29 protein-coding genes are annotated in these 23,741 nt (G+C 30.8%); 12 read left to right on the plus strand and 17 right to left on the minus strand.

Annotated elements, in window-relative coordinates:
* Nucleotides 1-104: 104 nt before the first annotated feature.
* Both N5D90_RS02485 and recG read right to left on the minus strand, forming a co-directional pair.
* Nucleotides 105-269, minus strand: a complete 165-nt coding sequence (locus tag N5D90_RS02485; RefSeq protein WP_280061455.1) for a hypothetical protein — start codon at nt 267-269, stop codon at nt 105-107.
* A 179-nt stretch (nt 270-448) separates the two neighbouring features.
* Complete coding sequence (gene recG / locus N5D90_RS02490) at nt 449-2,554, minus strand: ATP-dependent DNA helicase RecG (protein WP_280061456.1); 2,106 nt, start codon at nt 2,552-2,554, stop codon at nt 449-451.
* A 111-nt stretch (nt 2,555-2,665) separates the two neighbouring features.
* Between recG and N5D90_RS02495 the strand changes: the two genes are divergently transcribed.
* The gene (locus N5D90_RS02495; protein WP_280061457.1) at nt 2,666-3,259 is read left to right on the plus strand and encodes a thioredoxin family protein; all 594 of its coding nucleotides are present in this window, start codon (nt 2,666-2,668) and stop codon (nt 3,257-3,259) included.
* A 70-nt stretch (nt 3,260-3,329) separates the two neighbouring features.
* Nucleotides 3,330-3,890 (plus strand): TlpA disulfide reductase family protein, encoded by a 561-nt coding sequence (locus N5D90_RS02500; protein ID WP_180906761.1) that lies wholly within the window; start codon nt 3,330-3,332, stop codon nt 3,888-3,890.
* A gap of 69 nt (nt 3,891-3,959) precedes the next feature.
* On the opposite strand, the gene N5D90_RS02505 is transcribed toward N5D90_RS02500, so the two are convergent.
* Both N5D90_RS02505 and N5D90_RS02510 read right to left on the minus strand, forming a co-directional pair.
* Nucleotides 3,960-4,376, minus strand: a complete 417-nt coding sequence (locus tag N5D90_RS02505; protein ID WP_280061458.1) for a hypothetical protein — start codon at nt 4,374-4,376, stop codon at nt 3,960-3,962.
* 17 nt (nt 4,377-4,393) lie between these two features.
* A complete protein-coding gene (locus tag N5D90_RS02510; RefSeq protein ID WP_280061459.1) occupies nt 4,394-4,945 on the minus strand; it encodes a DUF1697 domain-containing protein in 552 nt (183 codons plus the stop codon).
* A gap of 139 nt (nt 4,946-5,084) precedes the next feature.
* Here N5D90_RS02510 and N5D90_RS02515 point away from each other — a divergent pair, with 139 nt between their 5' ends.
* A complete protein-coding gene (locus N5D90_RS02515; RefSeq protein WP_038335776.1) occupies nt 5,085-5,657 on the plus strand; it encodes a TMEM175 family protein in 573 nt (190 codons plus the stop codon).
* Here N5D90_RS02515 and N5D90_RS02520 read toward each other — a convergent pair whose 3' ends face one another.
* The 3 genes from N5D90_RS02520 to N5D90_RS02530 form a co-directional block, all read right to left on the minus strand.
* Nucleotides 5,658-6,722 carry a nitronate monooxygenase gene (locus N5D90_RS02520; protein ID WP_280061460.1) on the minus strand — a complete coding sequence of 355 codons (1,065 nt, stop codon included), beginning with the start codon at nt 6,720-6,722 and terminating at the stop codon, nt 5,658-5,660.
* A 6-nt stretch (nt 6,723-6,728) separates the two neighbouring features.
* Nucleotides 6,729-7,028 carry a DUF3861 domain-containing protein gene (locus N5D90_RS02525; protein ID WP_115000261.1) on the minus strand — a complete coding sequence of 100 codons (300 nt, stop codon included), beginning with the start codon at nt 7,026-7,028 and terminating at the stop codon, nt 6,729-6,731.
* A gap of 128 nt (nt 7,029-7,156) precedes the next feature.
* Nucleotides 7,157-7,906 (minus strand): GLPGLI family protein, encoded by a 750-nt coding sequence (locus N5D90_RS02530; RefSeq protein ID WP_280061461.1) that lies wholly within the window; start codon nt 7,904-7,906, stop codon nt 7,157-7,159.
* 192 nt (nt 7,907-8,098) lie between these two features.
* Here N5D90_RS02530 and N5D90_RS02535 point away from each other — a divergent pair, with 192 nt between their 5' ends.
* Entirely contained in the window at nt 8,099-8,548 is a 450-nt protein-coding gene (locus N5D90_RS02535; RefSeq protein WP_125349355.1) for a hypothetical protein, read from the plus strand.
* On the opposite strand, the gene N5D90_RS02540 is transcribed toward N5D90_RS02535, so the two are convergent.
* Complete coding sequence (locus N5D90_RS02540; protein ID WP_280061462.1) at nt 8,545-8,991, minus strand: hypothetical protein; 447 nt, start codon at nt 8,989-8,991, stop codon at nt 8,545-8,547. The genes N5D90_RS02535 and N5D90_RS02540 overlap by 4 nt on opposite strands.
* Before the next feature lie 23 nt (nt 8,992-9,014).
* Nucleotides 9,015-9,497, minus strand: a complete 483-nt coding sequence (locus N5D90_RS02545) for a hypothetical protein (RefSeq protein WP_280038000.1) — start codon at nt 9,495-9,497, stop codon at nt 9,015-9,017.
* Between the two features lie 175 nt (nt 9,498-9,672).
* On the opposite strand from N5D90_RS02545, the gene N5D90_RS02550 reads away from it, so the two are divergent.
* Both N5D90_RS02550 and N5D90_RS02555 read left to right on the plus strand, forming a co-directional pair.
* Nucleotides 9,673-9,945: a hypothetical protein gene (locus N5D90_RS02550; RefSeq protein WP_280061463.1), complete on the plus strand. Its 273-nt coding sequence runs from the start codon at nt 9,673-9,675 to the stop codon at nt 9,943-9,945.
* 28 nt (nt 9,946-9,973) lie between these two features.
* Nucleotides 9,974-10,318 (plus strand): hypothetical protein, encoded by a 345-nt coding sequence (locus N5D90_RS02555; protein ID WP_280061464.1) that lies wholly within the window; start codon nt 9,974-9,976, stop codon nt 10,316-10,318.
* A 60-nt stretch (nt 10,319-10,378) separates the two neighbouring features.
* On the opposite strand, the gene N5D90_RS02560 is transcribed toward N5D90_RS02555, so the two are convergent.
* Nucleotides 10,379-10,600 (minus strand): heavy-metal-associated domain-containing protein, encoded by a 222-nt coding sequence (locus N5D90_RS02560; RefSeq protein WP_280061465.1) that lies wholly within the window; start codon nt 10,598-10,600, stop codon nt 10,379-10,381.
* A 148-nt stretch (nt 10,601-10,748) separates the two neighbouring features.
* Between N5D90_RS02560 and N5D90_RS02565 the strand changes: the two genes are divergently transcribed.
* The gene (locus N5D90_RS02565; protein ID WP_280061466.1) at nt 10,749-12,071 is read left to right on the plus strand and encodes a solute carrier family 23 protein; all 1,323 of its coding nucleotides are present in this window, start codon (nt 10,749-10,751) and stop codon (nt 12,069-12,071) included.
* A 67-nt stretch (nt 12,072-12,138) separates the two neighbouring features.
* Here the strand turns inward: N5D90_RS02565 and N5D90_RS02570 are convergent, their stop codons facing one another.
* The gene (locus N5D90_RS02570; RefSeq protein ID WP_280061467.1) at nt 12,139-13,188 is read right to left on the minus strand and encodes a 2Fe-2S iron-sulfur cluster-binding protein; all 1,050 of its coding nucleotides are present in this window, start codon (nt 13,186-13,188) and stop codon (nt 12,139-12,141) included.
* A 99-nt stretch (nt 13,189-13,287) separates the two neighbouring features.
* Here N5D90_RS02570 and N5D90_RS02575 point away from each other — a divergent pair, with 99 nt between their 5' ends.
* Together N5D90_RS02575 and N5D90_RS02580 are read left to right on the plus strand one after the other, a co-directional pair.
* Nucleotides 13,288-13,653, plus strand: a complete 366-nt coding sequence (locus tag N5D90_RS02575) for a methylglyoxal synthase (RefSeq protein WP_038335760.1) — start codon at nt 13,288-13,290, stop codon at nt 13,651-13,653.
* A gap of 110 nt (nt 13,654-13,763) precedes the next feature.
* Nucleotides 13,764-14,138, plus strand: a complete 375-nt coding sequence (locus N5D90_RS02580; protein WP_052217816.1) for a hypothetical protein — start codon at nt 13,764-13,766, stop codon at nt 14,136-14,138.
* 53 nt (nt 14,139-14,191) lie between these two features.
* Here the strand turns inward: N5D90_RS02580 and N5D90_RS02585 are convergent, their stop codons facing one another.
* From N5D90_RS02585 to N5D90_RS02595, 3 genes are all read right to left on the minus strand, one after another.
* Nucleotides 14,192-14,623, minus strand: coding sequence for a hypothetical protein (locus tag N5D90_RS02585; RefSeq protein ID WP_280061468.1), 432 nt, complete (start codon nt 14,621-14,623; stop codon nt 14,192-14,194).
* Nucleotides 14,624-14,717: 94 nt separating this feature from the next.
* On the minus strand, nt 14,718-15,374 hold the full coding sequence (locus N5D90_RS02590; RefSeq protein WP_038335757.1) for an NAD(P)-dependent oxidoreductase: 657 nt from the start codon (nt 15,372-15,374) through the stop codon (nt 14,718-14,720).
* A gap of 60 nt (nt 15,375-15,434) precedes the next feature.
* Complete coding sequence (locus N5D90_RS02595) at nt 15,435-15,842, minus strand: Rrf2 family transcriptional regulator (protein WP_280061469.1); 408 nt, start codon at nt 15,840-15,842, stop codon at nt 15,435-15,437.
* Nucleotides 15,843-15,950: 108 nt separating this feature from the next.
* On the opposite strand from N5D90_RS02595, the gene N5D90_RS02600 reads away from it, so the two are divergent.
* The 3 genes from N5D90_RS02600 to N5D90_RS02610 all read left to right on the plus strand — a co-directional run bounded on the left by N5D90_RS02600 (nt 15,951) and on the right by N5D90_RS02610 (nt 17,954).
* On the plus strand, nt 15,951-16,526 hold the full coding sequence (locus tag N5D90_RS02600) for a Crp/Fnr family transcriptional regulator (RefSeq protein WP_038335750.1): 576 nt from the start codon (nt 15,951-15,953) through the stop codon (nt 16,524-16,526).
* Complete coding sequence (locus N5D90_RS02605) at nt 16,519-17,118, plus strand: hypothetical protein (RefSeq protein ID WP_038335749.1); 600 nt, start codon at nt 16,519-16,521, stop codon at nt 17,116-17,118. Before N5D90_RS02600 ends, N5D90_RS02605 begins: the two co-directional genes overlap by 8 nt.
* 80 nt (nt 17,119-17,198) lie before the next feature.
* Nucleotides 17,199-17,954 (plus strand): DUF4241 domain-containing protein, encoded by a 756-nt coding sequence (locus N5D90_RS02610; RefSeq protein WP_038335748.1) that lies wholly within the window; start codon nt 17,199-17,201, stop codon nt 17,952-17,954.
* A 290-nt stretch (nt 17,955-18,244) separates the two neighbouring features.
* Here the strand turns inward: N5D90_RS02610 and N5D90_RS02615 are convergent, their stop codons facing one another.
* From N5D90_RS02615 to N5D90_RS02625, 3 genes are read right to left on the minus strand one after another with little or no spacing between them, the layout of a single operon-like run.
* Complete coding sequence (locus tag N5D90_RS02615) at nt 18,245-19,006, minus strand: LytTR family DNA-binding domain-containing protein (RefSeq protein WP_280061470.1); 762 nt, start codon at nt 19,004-19,006, stop codon at nt 18,245-18,247.
* Between the two features lie 56 nt (nt 19,007-19,062).
* The gene (locus N5D90_RS02620; RefSeq protein ID WP_280061471.1) at nt 19,063-20,382 is read right to left on the minus strand and encodes a RagB/SusD family nutrient uptake outer membrane protein; all 1,320 of its coding nucleotides are present in this window, start codon (nt 20,380-20,382) and stop codon (nt 19,063-19,065) included.
* Nucleotides 20,383-20,394: 12 nt separating this feature from the next.
* Nucleotides 20,395-23,736 carry a SusC/RagA family TonB-linked outer membrane protein gene (locus N5D90_RS02625; RefSeq protein ID WP_280061472.1) on the minus strand — a complete coding sequence of 1,114 codons (3,342 nt, stop codon included), beginning with the start codon at nt 23,734-23,736 and terminating at the stop codon, nt 20,395-20,397.
* Nucleotides 23,737-23,741: the final 5 nt, after the last annotated feature.

Consider the following 23,741-nt stretch of genomic DNA (forward strand, 5'->3'; position numbering starts at 1 on the left):
AAGAATAAGATGATATATTATTTCGCAATAAATGAATAAATAAAAATGATAAAGAAGTTTAGAAATAAAAAAACCGCTAAATAAGCGGTTTTGAGAGATATTATTTAATTTTTTCTAAATCGTTGAAAAGAAATAGAAGGTTTAATTTTTATCGATTCATTAGCGATTAATACCATTAAATTCAAGTGTTGATTAAACTTCCATAAAGAGTTTCCTTCAACCTCTACTCCTTGTGGAGTTCTGATAAGTTCTAAATTTGTGTACATCATAATCGATAATTTTTTGGTTGACGCTAATATTGTGTTAAAAATATTTATTTATGTTAATTTTATTTAACACAACTGATAAAATTAAAAGTTTCTAATAAAATTCAGTGTTTTGTATTTGTTTTTAATTTACCATAAATTATACCAAAAAAATCATCTAATCATATCCTTAATGTTAAATTTTATGAAATTTGACTCCAACCAACTTTATCTTTATGATTTTCAATAAAATATTTTTTTGTTGGTTCGCAAACTGGTGAAGAAAGTGTCGGATCTTGCGAAAGAATAGTTTCCACACATTTTCTTGCTGCATACAAAACCTCTTTGTCTTTGGCTAAATCTGCAATTTTAAGATTTAAAACACCACTTTGTTGCGTTCCCATCATATCACCAGGACCACGCAATTCCAAATCAACTTCGGCTACCTGAAAACCATCATTTGTTTGACACATCGTCTGTATACGACGTTTCGAAACTTCGTTCAATTTTCCACCTGTCATCAAAATACAATACGATTGTTCCGCACCACGACCTACACGACCACGAAGTTGATGCAATTGAGAAAGTCCAAAACGTTCAGAATTTTCAATAATCATAACAGAAGCATTTGGGACATTTACACCAACTTCTATCACAGTTGTAGCAACCAAAATTTGCGTTTCATTATTTTTGAAACGATTCATTTCAAATTCTTTATCAGCAGGTTTTTGACGACCATGCACAATACTTATCGCATATTCTGGCAACGGAAAAGCACGAGAAATACTTTCGTAGCCATCCATCAAATCTTTCAATTCTAATTTTGCTGATTCTTCAATTAATGGATAAACCACATAAATTTGACGACCTTTCGCAATTTCATCTTTCATAAATTTGAAAACACTCAAACGATGTGCATCCGTTTTATGAAGCGTTTTAATAGGTTTTCGTCCTTTTGGTAATTCATCGATCACTGAAACATCCAAATCACCATACATTGTCATCGAAAGTGTACGAGGAATTGGTGTAGCTGTCATTACTAAAATATGCGGCGGAAGTTTAGCTTTTCTCCAAAATTTAGCACGTTGAGCGACTCCAAAGCGATGTTGTTCATCAATAATAGCTAATCCCAAATTCTGAAAAATCACATTGTCTTCTAACAAAGCATGCGTCCCAATAATGATTTTAAGATTTCCGTTTTCAAGATTTTCTAAAATAGGTTGACGCTTTTTCTTTGTCACCGAACCCGTTAATAATTCTACCGAAACATCCAAACCATTCAGCAATTCTGTAATGCTCTCATAATGTTGTTGTGCAAGAATTTCGGTTGGCGCAATTAAAGCTGCCTGAAAACCATTGTCAACTGCAATCAACATCGTTAACAACGCAACCATCGTTTTTCCAGAGCCAACATCACCTTGCAACAAACGATTCATTTGTGCAGGTTGACGAAGATCAAAACGAATTTCTTTTATCACTCTTTTTTGCGCATTTGTCAATTCAAAAGGTAAATATTCATTATAAAATGTATTGAAATAATGACCAATTTCTGGAAAAGGATTACTTCTATTCTTTTGTTTATTGACTGCTTTTTGAGAGAGATTAGCAAGATTTAGAAAGAAAAATTCTTCAAATTTTAGACGTCGAATTGCCGCATTTAATTCTGTTACATCTTTTGGAAAATGAATTGCTTTTAAGGCTTCATTTCTTCCAACTAATTTATAATGATCGAGAACATTTAATGGTAAATTCTCAGGAATATCAATATTTTCAGCAAAAAGATTCATCATCATTTTTTGAAGAACACGATTCGTAATTCCTTTTTTCGTCAACTTTTCGGTACTCGGATAAACAGGAAATAATCCAAGCGGAATATTTTTTGCATCTTCAACTAATTCAATTTCAGGATGTGTGATACTGAAATTATTATTGAAAACATTTGGTTTTCCGTAAATAACAACTTCTTTGAAAAGATCATTTCTCAATTTCTCCTTTTGCCAAGAAGAAACTTTGAACCAAACCAATTCTAAAGTTCCTGTCCCATCTTGAAATTTCCCAACCAAACGTTTTACTTTTCCTTGATTAATTTCTTCTAAACTAACAATTTTACCTTTCAATTGAATTTCGGCAGCTGTTGAAGAAATTTCAGAAATTTTATAGAATTTTGATTTATCAACATAACGAAAAGGAAAATGTTGTATCAAATCTTCGTATCTAAAAATTCTGAATTCACTTTGCAATGTTTTAGCACGCTCAGGTCCAGCACCTTTTAAATATTCTATTGTTTTTTTTAATGGATTTTGATACATTTTTCTACTTTCGAAAGTCGCAATTTACCAATTTTTAACGACAAACAATGTCATCATTGTTACAAAATAAGCTCGTAGAATTGCATTATATTTGTAACAAATTAGAATCAAATGAATTTAACAGAATACATCAACAAAGGTTTATCATACGAAGATTATATCACACGCGTTGAAGATGATTTGGAAAACGAAATCGAAAACGATGATCCGAAAGAATATGTACAATATTATGCTTTGGGATTGCAACGCATGAACAGAATTTTTAAAACATTCAGTTTAAATCCTGCGCAAGAAACACGCGTTAAATCAACTTCAAATAATTTAAAATTATTAATAATTACAGAAGGTTGGTGTGGTGATGCATCTCAAATTTTGCCTGTTGTGGAGAAATTGACAAATGCACTTCAAGTTTCGACGCATTATGTTTTACGTGATGAAAACTTGGAGTTGATGGAAAAATACAAAACAAATGGAGCAGCTTCTATTCCGATTATTATTGGAGTGAATGAAGAAAATGAAGAAGCTTTCCGTTTTGGTCCTCGTCCACAAGCTGGAATGGAAATGTTGGCGCGTTTCAAAAGTAATCCTGACACGTATTCGGCAGATGATTTTCACGAAGATTTACAAAAATATTACAACAATAATAAAGGTGAAGATATTGTAAATGAAATTTTAGATTTGATTGACGAAAACATCGGTAATTAATCATTTTTTTCAATTTGTTCAACTTGTTATTTGTTCGCATCTTTGTGTAAGATTTTATTGAAAAAGAAAAATGAAAGGAAATAAGCAAATTATTTTTGCCATCGTTGTAGTTGTCGCTTTAGTCGCTATTATGTTTACGCCAATTGGGACATTTTTTAAAGGTAAAATGGAAGATAATAGCCACGTTGCTGGTTCTGATATAGAATTAACAGAAAGTGATTATGATATTGATTTAATTGGCCATAACGGCGCTGCGAATACAAACTTGATTGATTTCAAGAAAAGTGGTGAAGTTGTTTTTCTAAATTTTTGGGGAAGCTGGTGTCCTCCTTGTGTAGCAGAAATGCCAACAATTCAGAAATTGTATGAAGCAAAAGGACAAAAAGTAAAATTTGTATTGATTGCAATTCAGGATAAACCAACAGTTTTCAATCCATTTTTGCAAAAAAATAATTATACAATGCCAGTTTATGAGCCAAATAGTCCAATTTCTAATAATATGTTGCCAAAGGTTTTTCCAACGACATATATTTTAAATAAGAAAGGTGAAGTTGTGTTGAAAGAAACAAAAACAAGAGATTGGAATGATAAAGAAATTAATGATTTATTAGATAAATTAATCGCTGAATAATTTTATTCAAAAACATAAAAAAGCCGTTATTAATTGATTAATAACGGCTTTTTTATGTTAAAATATTTTCTACTTTCTTTTCAATAGAGCTAATTTAGCGCCGATGTAAGTCATTGGTAAATATGCCAAAAATCCATCTAACACAGAAAACCACGTTGGTGCAGGAACTACGGCGATCATGTACAATCCAAAGCATAAATATAAAATTCCGAAAGCCATTGCCAACGTCATTTTGTTTGTAGCGGCAAATTTTGCAATGATAAATCCTCCTGTAAACGATCCTAAAGCGTGTGCTAAAAATGGAAAAAGATAATTTTGTGGTTGTAGCAAATGCATTGTTTCTTGCAAACCTTCCGTTGAAGAAATATCTGCTCCTTCTGGCGCTGGAATTAAATTATTTCCTAAAATAATCAAACACATATTCACTATATTCGCGAGAATTAATCCCGCAATAAATGCTAAAATATTTCGTATAATTGGATGCATAATTTTTAAATTCTCTTTTAATTTTCTCTCATCAAAGCCAATTGCAATAAAGAAGTTGTTGTATTTTGATTACGTGTTGTAGCACTTACATTTAGTAGTTTTTCGAAAAAATTATTGGTTAATTTTGTTTTTCCATAACCAGAAGGACAATATAAATAAACAACATCATCAGCAACAAAATATTGTTCATCTTCAGTTTTTGAACTTTCAACTTTTTCAGTATTAATTTCCGAAGGTTTATTGGCTAAAAACGTATAATGTAAAAACTCTTTATCAATGCTCAAATCCTTTAAGAATGGATTATTTTCAATAATGTTTTTTAATTTTTCGATGGTAAGAATCAAAACCGGAACTTCAAAAGATAAACTTTCAACAATTTTATCGTGAATTAAATCTCCAATTTCTTTAATATCAGTCAAATTTGTCGAAAAAACAGCATTTCCACTTTGTACGTAAGTCGTCACATTTTCCAGTCTAAGTTCCTCTAAAAGTTTGGTCAAAACATCCATTTTGATGATTTTTTTACCACTTACATTTATACCTCTCAGGATTGCAATAAAAGTATTCATAAAACTATCTCTATTTACGAGAAACTTGGTTTAAAATTATGAAAATAAATATAATAGAAATTTTAAAACAAATCCCTAATTGTTACAATAATTTTGATAAATTAGCATCATTCTGAATAATAAAAAACTAATAAAGCCTATGACTACAAATAGATTAGAAGCTTTTAGCGACGGCGTTCTCGCGATTATTATTACCATTATGGTTTTAGATTTGAAAGTTCCTCTTGGAGATGATATCATGAGTTTGAAACCTTATATCCCAAAATTTCTGAATTATTTGTTCAGTTTTATTTATGTTGGAATTTATTGGAACAATCATCATCATCTTTTTCAGGCGATTGAGAAAGTAAATGGTGGGATTTTATGGAGTAATTTACATCTACTTTTTTGGTTGTCTTTGCTACCAGTTTCCACGGGTTGGATGGGCGAAAATTATGACTCAACTTTTCCTGTTGCTTTTTATGGATTTGTCCTATTTATGAGCAGTGTAGCATTTATGATTATTGAAAAAATTGCTATAAAACAAGAAGGAAAGGAATCTGTTATTGGAAAGTCTGTGAGTAGAAGTTTAAAAGAAAAAACCTCTAGTATTGGTTATTTAGTCGGAATCGGAATTTCATTTATAAAACCCGAAATTGGTATTATTATTTATGCTTTAATCGCTTTATTATGGCTGATTCCAGATAGAAGAATTGAAAAATCGATGCGATAATTATTGATAATTTTCCACTGAATCAATTAATTTTTGAAGAAGATTTGATGTAGAATCTTCTTCAAAATTTTTAAAAGATTGTCCTAACCATAAATTCGTAAACGCTGTATTTTCGTTCAGTTTAGAAGCATTTCTTAACGGATTTGTTAATTTATTTTGATAAGGATAAGGTAAAACAAACTCAGAATTTTCAAACAAACGAATAAATTCATTATCTATTCCTCGTGCATATCTTCCAGAAAAACTTTTTGTCAAGATAATTTCATTTTCTTTTACATTTTTTAATCGTTCTTTTTCGAACGATTTTAACGCACTTTCATTGGAACACAAAAACAAACTACCAATCTGAAAAGCATCTGCACCCAACTGTTTGGCCGCCAAAAGTGTTTTCGCATCATAAATTCCACCAGCAAAAATCAACGGCTTTTTCACAACATCTTTTACTTGCGAAAACAATGAAAAGCCACCAATTTGAGGCAAAATATCTGGATTGAAAGTTCCACGATGTCCACCTGCTTCAATTCCTTGCACACAAATCACATCAATATTCGACTTTTCCAATTGTATCGCTTCATCCAGCGTCGTACAAGTCCCTATTAATGTTACGTTATGTTCTTTAAGACGATTAATTGAATCATCATCCAAATTACCAAAAGTGAAACTCAAGATATTACATTTTTCTTGTAAAATCACATCTATTTGTTCCTTATAACCATTTGGTTTTACAGCTTCAATCTCAGGAAAAACAACATCAAATTTTTGTTGATGCGAAAGCTCAATTAACTTATCTTTTGTTGCATTATACCTTTGTTTTAATTCTGGTGCGATTTCAGGAATATCGTTTGCAAAAATATTGACAGCAAAAGGTTTATTCGTTAATTTTTTGGTTTGATAGATTCGCTTCAACGAATTTTCTGCATCCAAATCGGCAATTGGCAAAGAACCTAAACAGTTACAATTACTTGCTGCAGCAACCATTTCTGGTGTCGTTACTCCAAACATTGGTGCTTGAATAATCGGATATTTTACACCAAATAATGCTGTTAGTTCATTTTGCCAAATCATCTTTTTTTATTTTAAATTTTCTTTCAATTTAGGCATAAAAGCTTTAATTGCAGGAAGTAAATCCTCAAAAATTGGATTATTTTTATTCTTCATTACCACTTCCAAAAATAACTTCAAACCTATTGCAAATTCCACTGATTGATTTTCATTTTCGAACGGGTTTTTAGATTTTATCATTTCAATAATCTTAAAAATCTCATCATGATTCATAAAATCTAAAACAATTGGAGCTTGTAATGGCGCATCTTTGTCTAATAATTCGGTCTGTTCTAATGTTAATTTGTAGTGATTTCCTTTTTTTGTCATAAATCTAATTTTTCCAAAAGTAACAGATTAGAATTATCAAAAATCAAAATGATTATTCGTTTAATTGATTGAATAAATCAATAATATTTATTCAAAAAAAGAGTCACATTTTTGCAACTCTTCTTTCGTTATTTATCAACTCCCTGATTTACTTGATTATGACGTTCATTCATTGCTTTCATTTCCGCCATAAATTCTTTGTCTGTCACAACTTTTCCCTTTGTTGGCAAAGTAATCACAACATCTTTATCTAAAATTTCGATTTCTTTCATCGTAAAAACAGCCTTGAATTCATCTGTTGACATTTCTGCTTTCACAATCAAGCCTGGTAAATTAGCATAACGATAAGGACCATCTCTATAAGGTAAACTCGTTGTATACCACGCAATCACCTCTTTTCCATCCTCGTCTATTCCAACTGCTTTTGTCGCGTTATAACCTGCTATTTCTGTTTTTTCTTTGGTGATTTTCCATTGATAATCAAAAATTTTATCTTTAATCAAAAAGGTTTTCACACCAAAATCTTTCACATTATAAAATTCATTTTTTTCATAATCTTTATATTGTGGATTTGCTTCTGCAGCAATAATCATCTGCGCAATAGAATTGTCATTAGATTGATTATTATCAATTTTAATTTCAGGTTTGAAAGAAGACATTTTTCCATTACTCTCCAATACAAATTTCACCGAAATTCCGCGATCTATTTCACTTTTGAAACTCGCTTGATACGCAGCAGGAATACTACTTTTGATTTTATCGAAATCTAAAATAAAATCTGTGTTATAGATTACTTTTATGTTCTCCTTTTTAGCTTGTGCAAACGAAGCAATACAAGAAATAGTCGTAAAACATACCGAAAGTATAAGTTTTTTCATGTTATAATAATTTATGGTTTTGTTAGTTTCAAAAGTAAAGAATCAAATGAAATGAATTTGTTAAATATGACACAATAAATCATATCAGATTCATAAAATATGATTTAAAAACTTAACAATTTCCTAAAGTTGAGAATCATACAAATTGAACGAATAAATATTACTTTTAAAATATATTGACAACCAAAATTTATGAAATTACAAAAAGGAATTACAGGTTTTGACGCCACTCCTAATTATACAATAGAAGATTTAGAGAAAATTCTGAAAGGAATTAATTATCCATTTATCAAGACAGAAATTGTTCTGAAAGCGAATGATTCTTCTAACTTTTATCAAATTAAAATCAATCATCAAAAGACAAAACAAGAATTTTATTTGATTGTAAATTCTACTTATTTAATCTTTGCTTGTGTCGAAAAAAATAGATGTTTCGATTTGAAATTTATTGACTTTCCTGTTGAATTAATTTCACAATTAAAAGCCGAAGTAAACTCAAGTTTAATCCTTCTGAATCCAAAAGAATTAAACAAAAAAGTTGACGTTTCTGATTTAGAATTATTAGGAGAATCAGAAATTAAACAAATCAATTATTGGAAAAGTAAAACATTGGGAGAGATAGTTTTCAATTGCTTTGATTAAACTTTTCGTTTAATAATTCTATTCCGTTTTCTTTTCTTGAAAATAATTCGAATTAAGCGATAACCATAGGTCACCTTTTTATTTTTTGTAATAATTGGGAATGCCATTGTACACATCAATGAGATGCAAGCAGTTGTACCTAACGCACCTCCATAACCATTGAAAATTTTGCTCGTATAATGCAATAAAACTGCAAATAAAATTGGAGAAAAAACCAACGAAAAATAACTGATATTTATGGTTGATGATACCATCCCAATGAAAGTTCCACCTATTACATACAACGGAATATTTTTGGTATAAAACTCAGGTAAAATTGTCGGAAAGAAATAGAAAAATCCGCCTACAATCATCGCAATCATCGCAGAAGCACGAACTGGACCTTGTTTGAAACGAATATTTAATTCGTACGTTGTTAATGAAGCTATTATTGAACACATCATTAATATTAAAAATTCAATAATCATTAGCCCGCAATTAATTTAAACAACAACATACTTAACAAAACACCTATAAATGCTAACGTTCCCAGCTTTCCTCCCACACCAACAAATAACGATTTTGTAGCAAAAAACAACAAGGCTGTAAAAACTCCTGCCGTAATAATCATCCAATAAACATACTGAAAATCAAGCGAAGTCATTCCAATGAAAGCGCCACAATAAATAGGTCCAGCAATTTGTTTTAGATATTCTGAACGAGGATTAAACTTCGTTAAAAAAGAACCTAAAGTTCCGATAATTCCAGCTGAAAAAACGCCTCCTAAACCAAGTTGATTATTGATTAAATACGTTATAATTGCCGCTATAGGAATCCATAAAACTAATGTTTTTCGATCAAATGAATATTCGTGATGATGTAACGGGAATTTGCGGTAAACAATTAACAACAAAGCACAAATCGCAACAATAATATATGGCACAACATAATGTTCTATCCGCTCGTTCATTATCGCAAATAGAAACAAAAACTGAATTACAAAAATAATCAGTATGGTGACAAATTTTATGATGCGTTTGGTTTGCACAATTATTTTTTGAAGTTGCAAAGTTAGTGACTCGTTCTAAGAAAATAGAATAATTTTTATCAGTAAAGTTGTATAATTTATTAAATTTAAGAACAATATGAAAACACTTGAAAATTTAAAATATCCGATTGGAAAATTTGAAATTCCAGCATCATTTAATAAAGAATCTATTGAACAATGGATTTCAATAATTCGTGAATTTCCACAAAAAATTCAGAATGAAATTACCTCTCTTTCAGAAGCTGAATTAGAACAACAATATCGTCCAGAAGGCTGGGCAATTAGGATTGATTTAAAAACAAATCTTGCGATATATGCTTGGCATTGCAATCATCATTTGGCGCATATAAAGCAAGCTAAGAAAAGTTAATGTATCTTTACGAAAGATTTTATAACCCATGAAATACATCAATTATTTTCTATTATTTTTATCTACAATCATTAGTGTTTTTCTGTTTTTTGTAAGCGCTAATCAAATTGAGCTTGTTCCGAATAAAAATGAAGGTTATAAAGGTGAACAAATTATGCTGATTGAAAAATCGAATGATATACAGTTTGTGAAAAATATAGCTGAAACTTCAATAGATAAATATGATATAATGTACAACCAATTATCAGATTTTGCAGCAAAAATGAATACGTGGATTATTTTATTATTCATCCTTCAACTTGCAATGGGCGTACTTTTCTTTCTACAATTTCGAAAAAATAAAATAAAAAATCTCAAGTCAATACAAGATTAACTTGAGATTATATTGACTTAAATTATCACAAAAAATAAGTCATTCTACCTAAAAAAATATCTATTCTTCAATTAATTCAGCTGAAAAACCAACTTCCTCAATTGTATCAATAATTTCTTCGTCTGTTGCTTGATTAATTTTTACAGACAAAACTTTATCAGGATTATCAGTATCAACTTCCCAAGCTTCTAAACCATCTAACTTATCCAAAAAAGGCTTCACTTTGCTCACGCAACCACTACAATTTATATTTGTTTTGAATTTTAATTCTTTTGTTTTCATAATTCATTGATTTTTATTTTACAAATTTCGCTAGAATTGGCACAAAATCGTTTACAAGATTTCGCTAAATAGTTATATGATTTCTGTACTTATTAATCGTTTTGAGCTACTTTTGCATTCAAACAAAACAATTTCAATTTCTTTACAAATGAGTCAACAAAATGACCAAAATATTGTCTTAGCTATCGACGAAAAACCGAAGTTAGGACAAGGTATATTATTAAGTATACAACATCTTTTTGCAATGTTTGGTGCAACAGTTTTAGTTCCTGCTTTGACAGGAATGTCACCAGCAATTGCATTAATTTCGAGCGGAATCGGAACTTTAGTTTTCATCTTAATTACGCGAGGAAAAGTCCCTTCTTACCTTGGTTCTTCATTTGCTTTTATCAATCCAATTATCGCAATGAAAGCTTTAGAAGCAAACCCAGAAAGTGGAATTGCGACAGGAAGTTTCTTGGTTGGTAGTTTTTTGGTAGGAGTTACCTATTCATTGGTCGCACTATTTATCGCAACGGCTGGAACAAAATGGTTAATGAAACTTTTACCTCCTATTGTTGTTGGTCCAGTAATTATGGTAATTGGTCTGGGATTAGCTTCTACAGCAATCAAAATGGTGACGAATAATCCTTCTGGTGAATATGATTTAACCTATGTTACAATTGGTTTTGTTACGTTAATTATCACGATAATTACAGCAATTTTCAGTAAAGGTTTTTTGAGTGTAATTCCAGTTTTGGTCGGAATTATTGGAGGATATATTTTTGCAATTACAATGGGTGTTATTGATTTAAATCCTGTTATAGAAGCAAAATGGTTTATGATTCCAGATTTTACGGTTCCTTTTGTAGATTATACGCCTACATTATCTTGGTATGTTATTTTCTTAATGATTCCGGTTGCAATTGTACCAATCGCTGAACATATCGGACATCAATTAGTTTTGAGTAAAGTCGTGAATAGAGATTTAATTGAAGATCCAGGTTTAGACCGATCTATGTTAGGAGATGGAATTGCAACAATGATTGCAGCTTGTTTAGGTGGGCCTCCAAACACGACGTATGGCGAGAATATTGGTGTTTTAGCTATTACAAGAGCTTTTAGTATTTATGTATTTATTGGAGCAGCTTGTTTTGCTATTTTATTTGGATTTTGTGGTAAAGTTTCAGCTTTATTAAGTACAATTCCAACACCAGTTATGGGTGGCGTTTCAATTTTATTATTTGGAATTATTGCTTCGAGCGGTTTGAGAATGCTAATCGAAAATAAAGTTGATTTTAAGATAAAACGAAACCTAATCATTTCATCTGTTATCCTAATTATAGGAATTGGTGGTGCGGCAATTCACATCGGAGATTTATTTTCTTTAGAAGGAATGGCTTTGGCTTCTATAATTGGAGTTGCTCTAAATTTAATTCTTCCGGGAAGAGAATTTGTCTCATTCAAGGAAATGTTTGATGAAGAAAATTAGATTATCATAAAATAAAAAAAGACGGAAACTTATAATTTCCGTCTTTTTTATTTAGAATATATTGTTCTTAAACTTCATCAAAATCAATTGCTAAAGTAGCTGTTTTTGGACGAGAAATACACGCTAAAGTCATTCCTTCTTCGTAATCAGAATCTGTTAATACATAGTTGTCTCCAATATGCACTTCACCTTTCGTTATCTTACACATACAAGACGAACAAACACCTCCTTTGCATGAATATGGTGCGTCAATACCAGCATCTAACATCGTATCAATCAAATTTTTTCCTCTATCCCAAGTCACTTCAGAAGTTTCTCCATCAAGCGTTACAGTAACTTGAACCGTTTGAGGTCCTTCGTCATGTTTTGTAAAAATATCTTCTGTTTTCACTGAAGGATTAAACATTTCAAAATGAATATGTTTCTCGATAATTCCAGCTTCGTTGATTTTCTTCGCTAAAGTCAAAATCATTTGTTCTGGTCCACAAACCATTGCTTCATCTACTTCGTTGATATCAATAATTTGATTCAAGATTAAATCAAATTTCTTCTCATCAATTCGTCCATTGTAAATGAAATTCTCCTGATCTTGACGTGTATAGAAATGATGAATAAAAACATTGTTTGGATATTTTTGTTTCAATTCTGTCAAACGCTCTTTGAACATGATTGAGTTTTCGTCTCTATTCACATAAAAAATATGAAAATTTACCCACTCTTCAGTCTGCAACGTAAACTCTAACATACTCATAATTGGCGTGATTCCACTACCCGCTGTAAAAGCTAATAACGTACGTTTTTCATTTGGTTTTGTAGGAATTGTAAAACGTCCACTTGGCGTAGAAACTTCCAATTGATCACCAACTTTTAACTCATTTGCTAAATAAGAAGAAATCTTTCCATTTGGTTGAGATTTAACACCAATGCTCCATTTTTTATCTTTAGGAGATTCGCACAAAGAATAATCTCTTCGTTCTCCATTAATATTAAGAGTGATATATTGTCCAGGTAAAAAATTGTATTCTTCGTGTAATTCCTCAGGAACATCAAACGAAATTTGAACAGCATCAGCCGTTAATTTTACAATTTCTTTTACCGTTAATAAATTAAATTTCATAGTCGTATACTATTTATAATTCTGAAAACAACTCGTTATTTAAGATTGTTCTGCTAACTTTGTACAAAAGTAATATTTTAGATTAAATAGAAAAAATATATGGAAATAGCATTGATCGCTCATGATGGAAAAAAAGCTGAAATGGTCAATTTTTTAATGAAACATAAAGAAGCTTTAAACAATAATAATATCACATTTATCGCAACAGGAACGACAGGAAAGTATGCGGAGCAAACTGGACTAAAAGTTACGCGCTATCTATCTGGTCCTCTTGGTGGTGACGCGCAAATTGCTGCTCGAGTTGTAGAAGGAAAAACAGATATGGTTTTCTTTTTTAGAGATCCGATGGGAAAACATCCGCACGAACCAGATGTAAATATGTTATTGAGACTGTGCGATGTACACAATATTCCATTAGCTACAAACCCAGCGACAGCAGAAATGTTATTGGATCATTTAAAATAATTTTTCTTAAGCTAATCTTAAGTTTATTCTTATTGTTTTGGATGATAATTTGTTTAATATTGAATAGAAATTTTAACTGAATATAAATAACAATTCAAAACAAAATCACTATGAATTTAATTAAAAAAACAGCTATCGCGCTTAGCTTATTTGCTTTTACTGGATCATCTGTAGCATTTGCTCAAACAAAAACTCCAACAAAAGCAACTAAGACAGAAACAGTAAAAACAACAACTAAAGCATCAGCAGATAAAAAAGGAACAGATGCTAAAAAGGATGTAAAAGTAACCACAACTAAGAAAACTGAAGTTACCCCTAAAGGTACAACTGATAAAAAAGTAGTTTCAGAAAAAAAAGTGGAGAAAACGACTGTAGCTAAAACTACCACTGCAGGTACTTACAATGGGCACAAAGTTTATGTAGGACCAAAAGGTGGAAAATACTACATCAATGACAATGGAAATAAAACGTATATCAAACAATAGTTTTTATCCGAATAAAAATAATAAAGGCTGTCTTATTTGTTAGGACAGCCTTTTTAAATTACATTTTTATAATAAATATTTTCTGGATTTTGAGGATCGATTAAAATATCAACCTCTTTTCCTTTCTTTAGATTCTCACTTGCGTTAACATCTCCAAAATATTCAAATTCTGTATAATAAATTTTTTCAGTATTTGGATGTTTATAAAAAACTTCAACTATATAGTCTGGCAAATGATTTTCTCCTAATAAACCTCTTTTTATTTCAATAATATGTGCTTTTACTTTTACTCCTTTATTTACTAATCTTGAATGATTTAGGTGTTCAAATAAATTGACAAAACCTAAATATCCCATAAACAAACTACAGAACAGAAAAACTACTCCAAGCAGTTGATTAAAAAATACACCAAGATTTAGAAAAGAGCATATTAGAACAAATCCTAAACTTAGAATTAAACATCCTATTGCGATTGACAATTTCATTATTCTTGTATTTGCTATCTGTTTTTCACAAACCGTACCAAAAACAAAAAATTGTCCCATAAAAATAATTTTATTATAAATTTATTTAAAAACACTAATAAGCTGCTGTAAATCTGCTTTTTATATGATTGGCATTTTCAATTTCATCTGCAATCACCACTGCAACATCTTCCACAGACAAAATACTACGACCTTCTGCATTGAAAACAGGTACATCATTCCCTAAACGATACGTACCTTTTCGCTCTCCAGAAGTTCCTTGATGCATTTCTGGCGCTGGAGAAAACATTGTCCAATCCAACTCATTATCTTGTTTCAAGATATTATAATAATCTCTCGCAGCCAAAGCGCCTTGTTTTATTTGCTCAGGAAAATCTGGCGCGTCTACAATTTGCAGTTCTTTTTTATCATTCACATACAGACTTCCCGCTCCACCAACAACAATCAAACGTTTTACACCAGCCAATTTAGTTGCTTCTTCAATTGCTTTTGCGCCTTTCAAATAATCTTCATAAATATTTGGATTTGTCCAACCTGCATTAAAAGCACTTACAACCACATCAGCACCTTTCAAATCTGTCGCCAAAGCTTGCACATCGTTTACATCTAATGCCACTTTAGCTACGTTTTTACTATCCAAAACGTTGTCTGTATTTCGTGCAAATGCTTTGATAGATTGATTTCTATTTACCAATTCTTCTACGATATGTGAGCCTACAAAACCTGTTGCTCCAATTACTGCTACTCTCATTTTATTTAATTTTTGATTTTATATTGTAATTAATTTTGTTACATTTAAAGATAAAAATTTTTACTGAAATTCATCAGAAAATTGTTTTAAAGTTTTATGATTTAACGACTTAATCAACTCTGATTCAGCATCATAAAATAATTTTTCAAGATTGTTATTCATTTGTTTACCAACTGGACATTCTGGATTGGTATGATTCATTCTTCCAAAAACATTTTCTTGATTGACAATTTTATAGACATCGCCTAACAAAATATCAGCAGAATCTTTAACTAAGTAAATTCCTCCTTCTTTCCCTTTTTTCGAATCGATGAAACCTGCTTCTTTCAAGAATTTAATCTCACGACGAACCACAACAGGATTCACATTAATACTTCCCGCAATAAAATCAGAAGTTATTAATTGTCCCTTGAATTTTTCAGTCAAAACTAAAATATGAATCGCCGTTGCAAATCTTAAATTATTCATTTCTCTATATCGATGGGACAAATTTAGTACAAATTTTTTAATTGTAACAAATATTGATACAATTTTATTGATTAATTTCTCTTAAATTTGTTGCATACTCCTATACATATGGAAAATTATAAAAAACATTTATCAAATATTATTGATCTGACAGAAGAACAATGGGCAGAAATTGAAAAATTTTTGGTGGTAAAACACATCAAAAAGAATGAATTTATTTTAGAACCTGGCGAATATTCCGAAGATTATTTTTTTGTTGAATCTGGCGTTATTCGTTCTTATACAATAGATGAAAATGGAAAAGAACATGTCTTGCAATTTGGTACAGAAAATTGGATTGTAAGTGATAGAAATAGTGCTTTTTGTAAGCAACAATCAAAATTTTATATTCAAGCAATAGAAGATTCTACCGTTATTTTATTGAATGAAAAATTGAATGATTTAATCACTCGATTAAATCCAAATTATTTAGCTGCTCAAAATAAATTAATTCAAAATCATGTGCGTAGTTTACAAGATCGTATTAATTTGTTACTTGGTGCATCTGCAAAGACTCGTTATTTAGAATTTATGCGTCTTTATCCCAACCAACTCTCTCGCATACCGCAATGGATGATCGCTTCATATTTAGGCATCACACCCGAAAGTTTAAGTAGAGTTCGTAAAGAAATAGCACATGGATAGTTATAGTTTTGAAATTTTTGTACCAGAAAAACCTAAAAAAAATAATAAACAGATTGCAAAAGTCATCTTATCATTTCTCGCCGTTACTGTAATTAGTTTTGTGTTTTTGGAACTGAAAGTGTTCAAAAATCAAACGTATTATTACATTTTTATTGGGCTTTTAGCAACAGCTGTTGCTTATTGGAATGGTTATTTTAAGCGACCTTCGGCAGAATTGAAAGGTAATTTTGATGGAAAATTGACATTTACAAAAGATACAATTTCTGTAAAGGATCAAACTTTTTCAATCAACGATTTGTTTTCTATTGTCATTGATAATGAAGATTACAAAGGAAAAGCTGTAAAGGAATTTGGTGAGTTCGAAAATCCAGAAGGTTCGCACGGAATTAGTAATTTGATTACATTAAAAACAAAAGATAATCAATTTGTTGAAGCTTATTTTTTACAAAAATCGTTAAATGAATTTTCTAAAATCGAATCATTTTTAATTCAATATTACAAAAACAATTTACTTTCTGAAGATGATTTAATTTCGATCATGCATTTAGAATATGATATTGATAAGAACGAATTGAGAAAAAAATTAAGATAATTTAATTTTTCACTAACATATAAAAGTTGAGTTACTCTCATTATTTAATGTAATTTTGTACCACTTAAAAACAATAATTTATGCAACCAACAGCAGAATGGTTAAAAACTTGGGAATCTAAAAGAGAATTCACTTTAGCTCCTAATGATTTAGAAAAATATTTTACAGATAAAGAAATTGGAGGTGTAGAAATCGACCAAATCGAAATGGGAGAAGTTTCTTTACCATCAGGTAAAATCTTTGTAAATGATCCTTTGGGAGAATATTTATCAATGGATAAAGATCCTTATTTCCTTGAAACGCCAAAAGGTAATTTTCCTGTAACTGCAAGCATCGTAAAATTTGAAGACGATGGTGACGTTGAGAATTTGATTGGTTGTATCAAAGTTGCTTTTACAAACGAAAAACCTGTTCGTTACGAAGAAGCAATGAAAGGGATTGAGTTGATTGACGAATTACAAGAAGGAGAATATTTTGGTTTTTCTATCGAAAGTGGTTTAGCTACAATTGTTGATGCAGAAGCAAAAGATTCTTTTGTAAAATTTATTGATGAATTCGAAAGCAAAGGTGATGTAAATTTATACGATGATTATTTCAATGCATTATTCGTAGAGAACGCTAAAAATAACCCAAAATATCAGTCAGAAGAAGGAGATTGGATCAATTGGACAATTCCAAATACAGAATTCAAATCGCCAATTTTTCAAGCTGGTTTTGGAGAAGGAATCTACCCTGCTTACTTTGGTTACAATGAAAAAGGAGAAATTGTTGCATTTTATATTCAATTCATCGATGCTGAATTAGAAGATTCAGAAGATGATGACGAATGGTTGTAATTAATTTTTCGATCAAATAATATTTAAATCCTTCAAGAAATTGAGGGATTTTTTTGTTTAGAAATTTATAAGAACAATCAAATTCTTGGCTTCTATTTTAATAAAAAACTTGAAACTAAAACATATAGATTAAGTAACTATAATAAACTATTTTACACTAAAAGTCTAGAGAATAAAAATAGTTATGAATTTTCAAAATGAATATAAAATCTCTCAAAAATTCAAAGATAATTGGTATTTATTAGAACGAATTGAGTGAAAACAAAAATCTCAAAAATGCGAGATTTTTTTTATCTATTCATCCAATCCATCCAACTATTAATCTGTGTTTTACTAATAAAAATAGCTTGTTCAGCTTCTGATTTTGGTTGAAGATGAATTTCAATTTTTTGACTTGAATGTTTTATTATTTCAATAATTGCATCAATGTGAACAATAAACTTTCGATTGATTTTGAAGAAAATAGTCTCATCCAATTTATTTATAATATCCTTTATTGTGTCATCATAAATATAGGTTTGATCATCTTTCGTTTTTATAAAAAGATGTTTTCCCGAAGCAAAAAAATAAGCAATCTCGTGTTCTTCTACCGAACGTAATTTATTTCCGTTAGTTACCAAAAAACGATGCATAATCTCGGACGGAGAATTTTCTAAAACAGCAATAGATTGTAATGTTGGCGAAATATCAAAACTTGTACGAATTGTTTTAAATTTTTGCAATGCAATATGCAACTCCTCTACTTCAAAGGGTTTCAGAATATAATCAATTGTAAAATGCTTGAAAACTTTCATCGCATATTCATCATAAGCTGTGATAAAAATAATTGGCGTTAGAATCTCAACTTCCTGAAAAATCTCGAAACTTTTCCCATCACCCAAATGAATATCCATGAAGATTAAATCAACCGAATTTTCTCTAAAAAACTCTGTTGCTTGCTTTGTTGAACGCAAAATTGTAATCGAAGAAATAGCAACAATAGATTGCTCCTCTAACAGATTTTTTAGATAAGTAACCGCCAATAGTTCGTCCTCTACAATTGCAATTTTCATGAATGCAAAAGTATAAAAAAACCGTCTAAATGATGAATAAAGACGGTCTAAAAATGTTATAAATGAGGATTATTGAGCTTAGCTGCTTGTGGAATTTCTATTGTATAACGAACATCATTTTCTTGTAAAATATACTCTTTACCCGAAATTTGATGTATAATTTGTTTTTGATTTGCTCGACGTAAATCATACCAACGCTGTCCTTCCAACGCAAATTCTCTGAAACGTTCATCTAAAATAAACTTCATCAATTCAGTAGAATTCATCGCAGAAATTTCAGTTTGTAATTTTGCAAAACCAGCTGTTGTATAACGATTTTGTAAAACCGAAAATAAAGTTGCTTTTGCTTGATCTAGCTTGTTTAATTTCAAATATGACTCCGCTTTGATAAAATATAATTCAGCTACACGGAAAGACGTTTTGAACTCTGAATTTCCACCTTTGATCACTTTATATTTTGATCCACTTTTCTCAAAATAAAGAGGAAAACGTAAATCATTTTGAGTATCATAACTGCTTAATAATTCTGGCGAGACATAAGCCATATATTGTACAGCGGGATTCAATGTATTGTCTAAAGCTAAAATAGATTCGGCAGATGTGTAATGATTTGGAACTTGTTTTGTTGTGTTCAAATTTACTAAATCACCTTTGATTTTTAGTGTTGAATCAGAAAAATCAATTGCTTTTTGCCATTCATTTTTATACAAAGCGATTCTTGCTTCTAAAGCATTTAAAGCTGCATTTGAGAATCTATAATTTAATCCAGCTAATTGCTGATCCATTTTCATCAACTTTGTTGCTTGCGCTAAATCAGACTCAATATGATTATAAACTTCTTGAACAGATGAAGGTTTAAGCGTTGCTTCTAAATCTACTTTTAAATTTAAAGGAACACCTTTGTCTGTACTTGCTGTTGCCGAATTATATGGTTTTCCATATAAATTCACCAAATCAAAATACGCATACGCACGTAACGCATAAGCTTCTGCTAATAATTGATCTTTTTCAGCTGAGTTTTCCATTGTTTTTGGTCCTTCGTTGATGATTTGATTGGCATAAAAAATCACTGTATAAAAACTAACCCAAGGAAATTGAATTGAGATTTGATCTGGATTTGTATCCTTCCATTGTGCAATTTCACGGTACGAAATAAAGTCATTTGAATATTCATTCAATGTAACCTCATCCGTGCGTAAAGCTGTCAACGACTTGTGTGTTGGATATTTTGAATAAGCATTTGTTAATACCATTCGATAATCTTCTACCGATTTTGGAATCACTTTTCCATCTGGTTCAATATCCAAATAATTGTCACAACTAACTGCTGTAAAGCTAACTGCAACTATGCTTAATAATAAAAATATTTTTTTCATTTGATTTAAAATTTAGAAAGAAACATTAAGTCCTACTGTTACAGATTTAGCAATTGGTTGTGCATAAATATTTCCATAAGTTTCTGGATCAAAATAACCTTTGTATCCATTACTAAATACAAATAAATTACGTCCTTCTAAACTAAAACGAGCACTTTTGAAACCAACAACCTCAGCATATTTGTTTGGTAAAGTATAACCAAGACGAATACTACTGATTCGCATATAACTAATTTCTTTCGCCCAAATGTCTAATAAATTGTACGCGTTTGCATTGTTTCCTGCAAACCATTTGTTCGCCATCCAACTATCGTTATCTCCTTTAATTGGACTTGTAATTCCTGGAAGTGTAGAACCTGCCTCGAAAATATCTTGCGTATAATTACGACCTGGATCCAATTCCATTCCACGATAAGAAGGTGTTTTCATCACCGTTTGTTTTAAATTGAATGCTGCAGAAATCGTTAAATCAAAATTGTGAATTTTGAAATTATTGATAATACCTCCTGTAAATTTAGGATCGCGATCTCCGATATAAGTAAATAATTTACGTTTTTCTTCGCTTGTTAATTTAGAATCCACAATTTCTCCTGGTAAAAAATCTTCGTATAAGTCATATAAAGCAAAGAATTCTTTTGCAGAAACTTTTTCATCTCCTTTCCAAAACATTGGATTTCCGTATTCGTCAAATCCAGCTGTTTTTAAAGCAAAAATTGCATTTACAGGTAAACCTTCACGAGATGGAATTAAACTATTTTCACGTTGTTGCTCTTTAAGAACTTTACTTTTGTTGTGCGCAAAATTAATTGTTGTCGACCATTTAAAGTTTTTCTTATCAATGTTGCGAGTTGTTAAAGCAATCTCGAAACCTTTGTTTGTTAATTCTCCCCAATTCACCATTGTATATTCAAAACCTGTTTCTAATGGTGTTTCGCGCATACTAATCATATCTGTTCCTTTACGATTGTAAACATCAACAGCAAGGTTGATACGATTTTTGAAAAGACCTAAATCTAACCCAACATTTGTATTCGTTGTTTTTTCCCAACGCAACAAATCATTTGGTAAATTAATCGCATTGATAATATCTTCTTTATTACCTGGTAAAATTGTTGCATCATTATATTCACCAATAAAGAAAGGTGAAGTATTACGATCAATATTTCCTTGTAAACCATAAGAAGCGCGTAAACGAAGATTCGAAATAAAATCGATGTTCTCCATAAACGATTCTTTTGAAACTAACCAAGAAGCAGAAACTGCCCAAATTGGTAAGTATTTATATTTTTTATTAACACCGAATAAATTTGTACCATCATAACGAACACTACCAAAAACTGTATATTTTCTGTCTAATGTATACGAAGCGGTTGCAAATGTAGATACATAAGCATTTTCTTCCGTTGGCATTTCTCTATACGTTTCGTAACGTTTTTCTGCTGCAAAACTTGAATTTGGGAAAACGATTGGCGTTCCTGTTTTCGTCGTTTTATTGTAACCAAAAGCACGTGTTAAAGTCGTTTCGTTTTGTGTATGACGAATTTCTGTCCCAGCCATCAAATCAATTTCGTGACGATTGTTAATCGTAGTACTATATGTTCCTTGTAACTTCCAGTTATATTGAAAAAATTCGTTATCCCAATTTTGTTTAACTCCTCCGTCAGGTAAGAAATACAAATATTGTCCAGATTTATAATAACGCGTTCCTTCTTTCATTTTACGCGTAAAATAAGTTTCTTGCTCAGCGTATTTTTCTGTTTTGTTACTATCGTACTGAATTCCGAATTGAGATGTTAATTTTAAACCTTTTGCTAATTGATAATTAAGATCAATAATACCTTTTAACGAACGGTTTTTTAATGTATAATTTGTGTTTTCTCTTTCTTCGATAAAATTGAATGGAACAGAACGATCTTCAAATCCATCAATATCGTTGTCATAACGATAAGAACCATCTGCATTGAATGGAGATAAATATGGATTCGCATTTCGTGAATAATTAATCGGATTGATAGACGCATCTGCATCTGTTACAAAAGATTTTTTATCACTTGAAGTTGCAAAAATAGAAATCCCTACATCTAATTTATCGTTAAGTTTATAATTGTTTTTTAAAGTAAGATTATAACGTTCAAAACCAGTTCCGATCGTTGTTCCTTGCTCATCATAATATCCTAATGAGAAGTAATAATCAGAACGATCATTTCCTCCTGAAATACTCAAACCATATTGCGTGTTAATTGCATTACGATACAATAATTTTCCCCAATCGGTAGTGTTATTTCGTAAAGAATTAATTTGATTTTGCGTGATAAGATCTAAAGAATTAAATCCTCCATTTCGTAAAGCATTTAATTGACCATTCTTTTGCAAAATTCGCATCACTTCACCTTTATCAGTACGATACGTTAAATCATCGCGACTAGCAAGCATTAATTCAAGATCAACTTTCTGTGAAGCATTTAATAAATTTAAACGACCAAAATCTGGACGAGCTGTCACAAATGTATTCGCAGAAAAATTAACCGTCATAGCGCCTTTTTTACCACGTTTTGTTGTAATCGAAATTACACCATTTGCAGCTCTTGCTCCATAAATAGCCGTTGCAGCAGCATCTTTAAGGATTGTAATATCTTCGATATCGTTTGGATTTAAACCAGCGATAGAAAAGTTTTGCAATTGATCGATGTTATCTTTATCACTAAAGTTTGGTACATCATTTCCTTCTAATGGTAAACCATCAATCACCCATAACGGATCTTGTGGACCTGAAAGAGAAGCAGTACCGCGAATCCTAATTTTACTTGGCGAACCAGGCGAACCAGTTTCTGTAGAAACAGCTACACCAGCAATTTGTCCGCTTAACAATTGGTCAACACTAGCAACACCAGCTTGTTGAATGTCATCCATTTTTACAGTTGATACTGCCGATGTTAGTTTACGTTTTTCAATTTTTTGATAACCTGTAACAACAACTTCTTTTAGATCATTATTTTCTGGAAGAACTTCACCTGAAGTTGATTTTAAGCTTACATGATATGTTGCTAAATCTGTAGAAAGTTCAACTAATTTAGAATCATAGCCTAAATAACTAATCAATACAGATTTTGTACCTGCAGGAACTTCTAATGAAAAGAAACCATCTTCATCTGTAACAGTACCAACCGTTACACTTTCTATAATTCCTTTTTGATCTGTTTTTGTCGAAATTGATTGAGCTTCAATTTTAACAGACGCACCAGCAATTCCAACCAACGATTTTTCGTCTTGAACCGAACCTGTAATCACTCTCTTTTCTTGAGAAAACGCAATACTTGCCGCAAAAAGTGGCAAAAGAATGAGTGTCTTTTTCATTTCTA

Origin of the sequence: Empedobacter sp. GD03797, from assembly GCF_029842105.1 — a bacterium.
Classification (GTDB): Bacteria; Bacteroidota; Bacteroidia; order Flavobacteriales; family Weeksellaceae; genus Empedobacter; species Empedobacter falsenii_C.

Excerpts from the sequence above, each read along its gene's own strand:
- N5D90_RS02485 (WP_280061455.1), bottom strand. The coding sequence starts at position 269 with ATGATGTACACAAATTTAGAACTTATCAGAACTCCACAAGGAGTAGAG.
- recG (WP_280061456.1), bottom strand. The coding sequence starts at position 2,554 with ATGTATCAAAATCCATTAAAAAAAACAATAGAATATTTAAAAGGTGCT.
- N5D90_RS02495 (WP_280061457.1), top strand. The coding sequence starts at position 2,666 with ATGAATTTAACAGAATACATCAACAAAGGTTTATCATACGAAGATTAT.
- N5D90_RS02500 (WP_180906761.1), top strand. The coding sequence starts at position 3,330 with ATGAAAGGAAATAAGCAAATTATTTTTGCCATCGTTGTAGTTGTCGCT.
- N5D90_RS02505 (WP_280061458.1), bottom strand. The coding sequence starts at position 4,376 with ATGCATCCAATTATACGAAATATTTTAGCATTTATTGCGGGATTAATT.
- N5D90_RS02510 (WP_280061459.1), bottom strand. The coding sequence starts at position 4,945 with ATGAATACTTTTATTGCAATCCTGAGAGGTATAAATGTAAGTGGTAAA.
- N5D90_RS02515 (WP_038335776.1), top strand. The coding sequence starts at position 5,085 with ATGACTACAAATAGATTAGAAGCTTTTAGCGACGGCGTTCTCGCGATT.
- N5D90_RS02520 (WP_280061460.1), bottom strand. The coding sequence starts at position 6,722 with ATGATTTGGCAAAATGAACTAACAGCATTATTTGGTGTAAAATATCCG.
- N5D90_RS02525 (WP_115000261.1), bottom strand. The coding sequence starts at position 7,028 with ATGACAAAAAAAGGAAATCACTACAAATTAACATTAGAACAGACCGAA.
- N5D90_RS02530 (WP_280061461.1), bottom strand. The coding sequence starts at position 7,906 with ATGAAAAAACTTATACTTTCGGTATGTTTTACGACTATTTCTTGTATT.
- N5D90_RS02535 (WP_125349355.1), top strand. The coding sequence starts at position 8,099 with ATGAAATTACAAAAAGGAATTACAGGTTTTGACGCCACTCCTAATTAT.
- N5D90_RS02540 (WP_280061462.1), bottom strand. The coding sequence starts at position 8,991 with ATGATGTGTTCAATAATAGCTTCATTAACAACGTACGAATTAAATATT.
- N5D90_RS02545 (WP_280038000.1), bottom strand. The coding sequence starts at position 9,497 with ATGAACGAGCGGATAGAACATTATGTTGTGCCATATATTATTGTTGCG.
- N5D90_RS02550 (WP_280061463.1), top strand. The coding sequence starts at position 9,673 with ATGAAAACACTTGAAAATTTAAAATATCCGATTGGAAAATTTGAAATT.
- N5D90_RS02555 (WP_280061464.1), top strand. The coding sequence starts at position 9,974 with ATGAAATACATCAATTATTTTCTATTATTTTTATCTACAATCATTAGT.
- N5D90_RS02560 (WP_280061465.1), bottom strand. The coding sequence starts at position 10,600 with ATGAAAACAAAAGAATTAAAATTCAAAACAAATATAAATTGTAGTGGT.
- N5D90_RS02565 (WP_280061466.1), top strand. The coding sequence starts at position 10,749 with ATGAGTCAACAAAATGACCAAAATATTGTCTTAGCTATCGACGAAAAA.
- N5D90_RS02570 (WP_280061467.1), bottom strand. The coding sequence starts at position 13,188 with ATGAAATTTAATTTATTAACGGTAAAAGAAATTGTAAAATTAACGGCT.
- N5D90_RS02575 (WP_038335760.1), top strand. The coding sequence starts at position 13,288 with ATGGAAATAGCATTGATCGCTCATGATGGAAAAAAAGCTGAAATGGTC.
- N5D90_RS02580 (WP_052217816.1), top strand. The coding sequence starts at position 13,764 with ATGAATTTAATTAAAAAAACAGCTATCGCGCTTAGCTTATTTGCTTTT.
- N5D90_RS02585 (WP_280061468.1), bottom strand. The coding sequence starts at position 14,623 with ATGAAATTGTCAATCGCAATAGGATGTTTAATTCTAAGTTTAGGATTT.
- N5D90_RS02590 (WP_038335757.1), bottom strand. The coding sequence starts at position 15,374 with ATGAGAGTAGCAGTAATTGGAGCAACAGGTTTTGTAGGCTCACATATC.
- N5D90_RS02595 (WP_280061469.1), bottom strand. The coding sequence starts at position 15,842 with ATGAATAATTTAAGATTTGCAACGGCGATTCATATTTTAGTTTTGACT.
- N5D90_RS02600 (WP_038335750.1), top strand. The coding sequence starts at position 15,951 with ATGGAAAATTATAAAAAACATTTATCAAATATTATTGATCTGACAGAA.
- N5D90_RS02605 (WP_038335749.1), top strand. The coding sequence starts at position 16,519 with ATGGATAGTTATAGTTTTGAAATTTTTGTACCAGAAAAACCTAAAAAA.
- N5D90_RS02610 (WP_038335748.1), top strand. The coding sequence starts at position 17,199 with ATGCAACCAACAGCAGAATGGTTAAAAACTTGGGAATCTAAAAGAGAA.
- N5D90_RS02615 (WP_280061470.1), bottom strand. The coding sequence starts at position 19,006 with ATGAAAATTGCAATTGTAGAGGACGAACTATTGGCGGTTACTTATCTA.
- N5D90_RS02620 (WP_280061471.1), bottom strand. The coding sequence starts at position 20,382 with ATGAAAAAAATATTTTTATTATTAAGCATAGTTGCAGTTAGCTTTACA.
- N5D90_RS02625 (WP_280061472.1), bottom strand. The coding sequence starts at position 23,736 with ATGAAAAAGACACTCATTCTTTTGCCACTTTTTGCGGCAAGTATTGCG.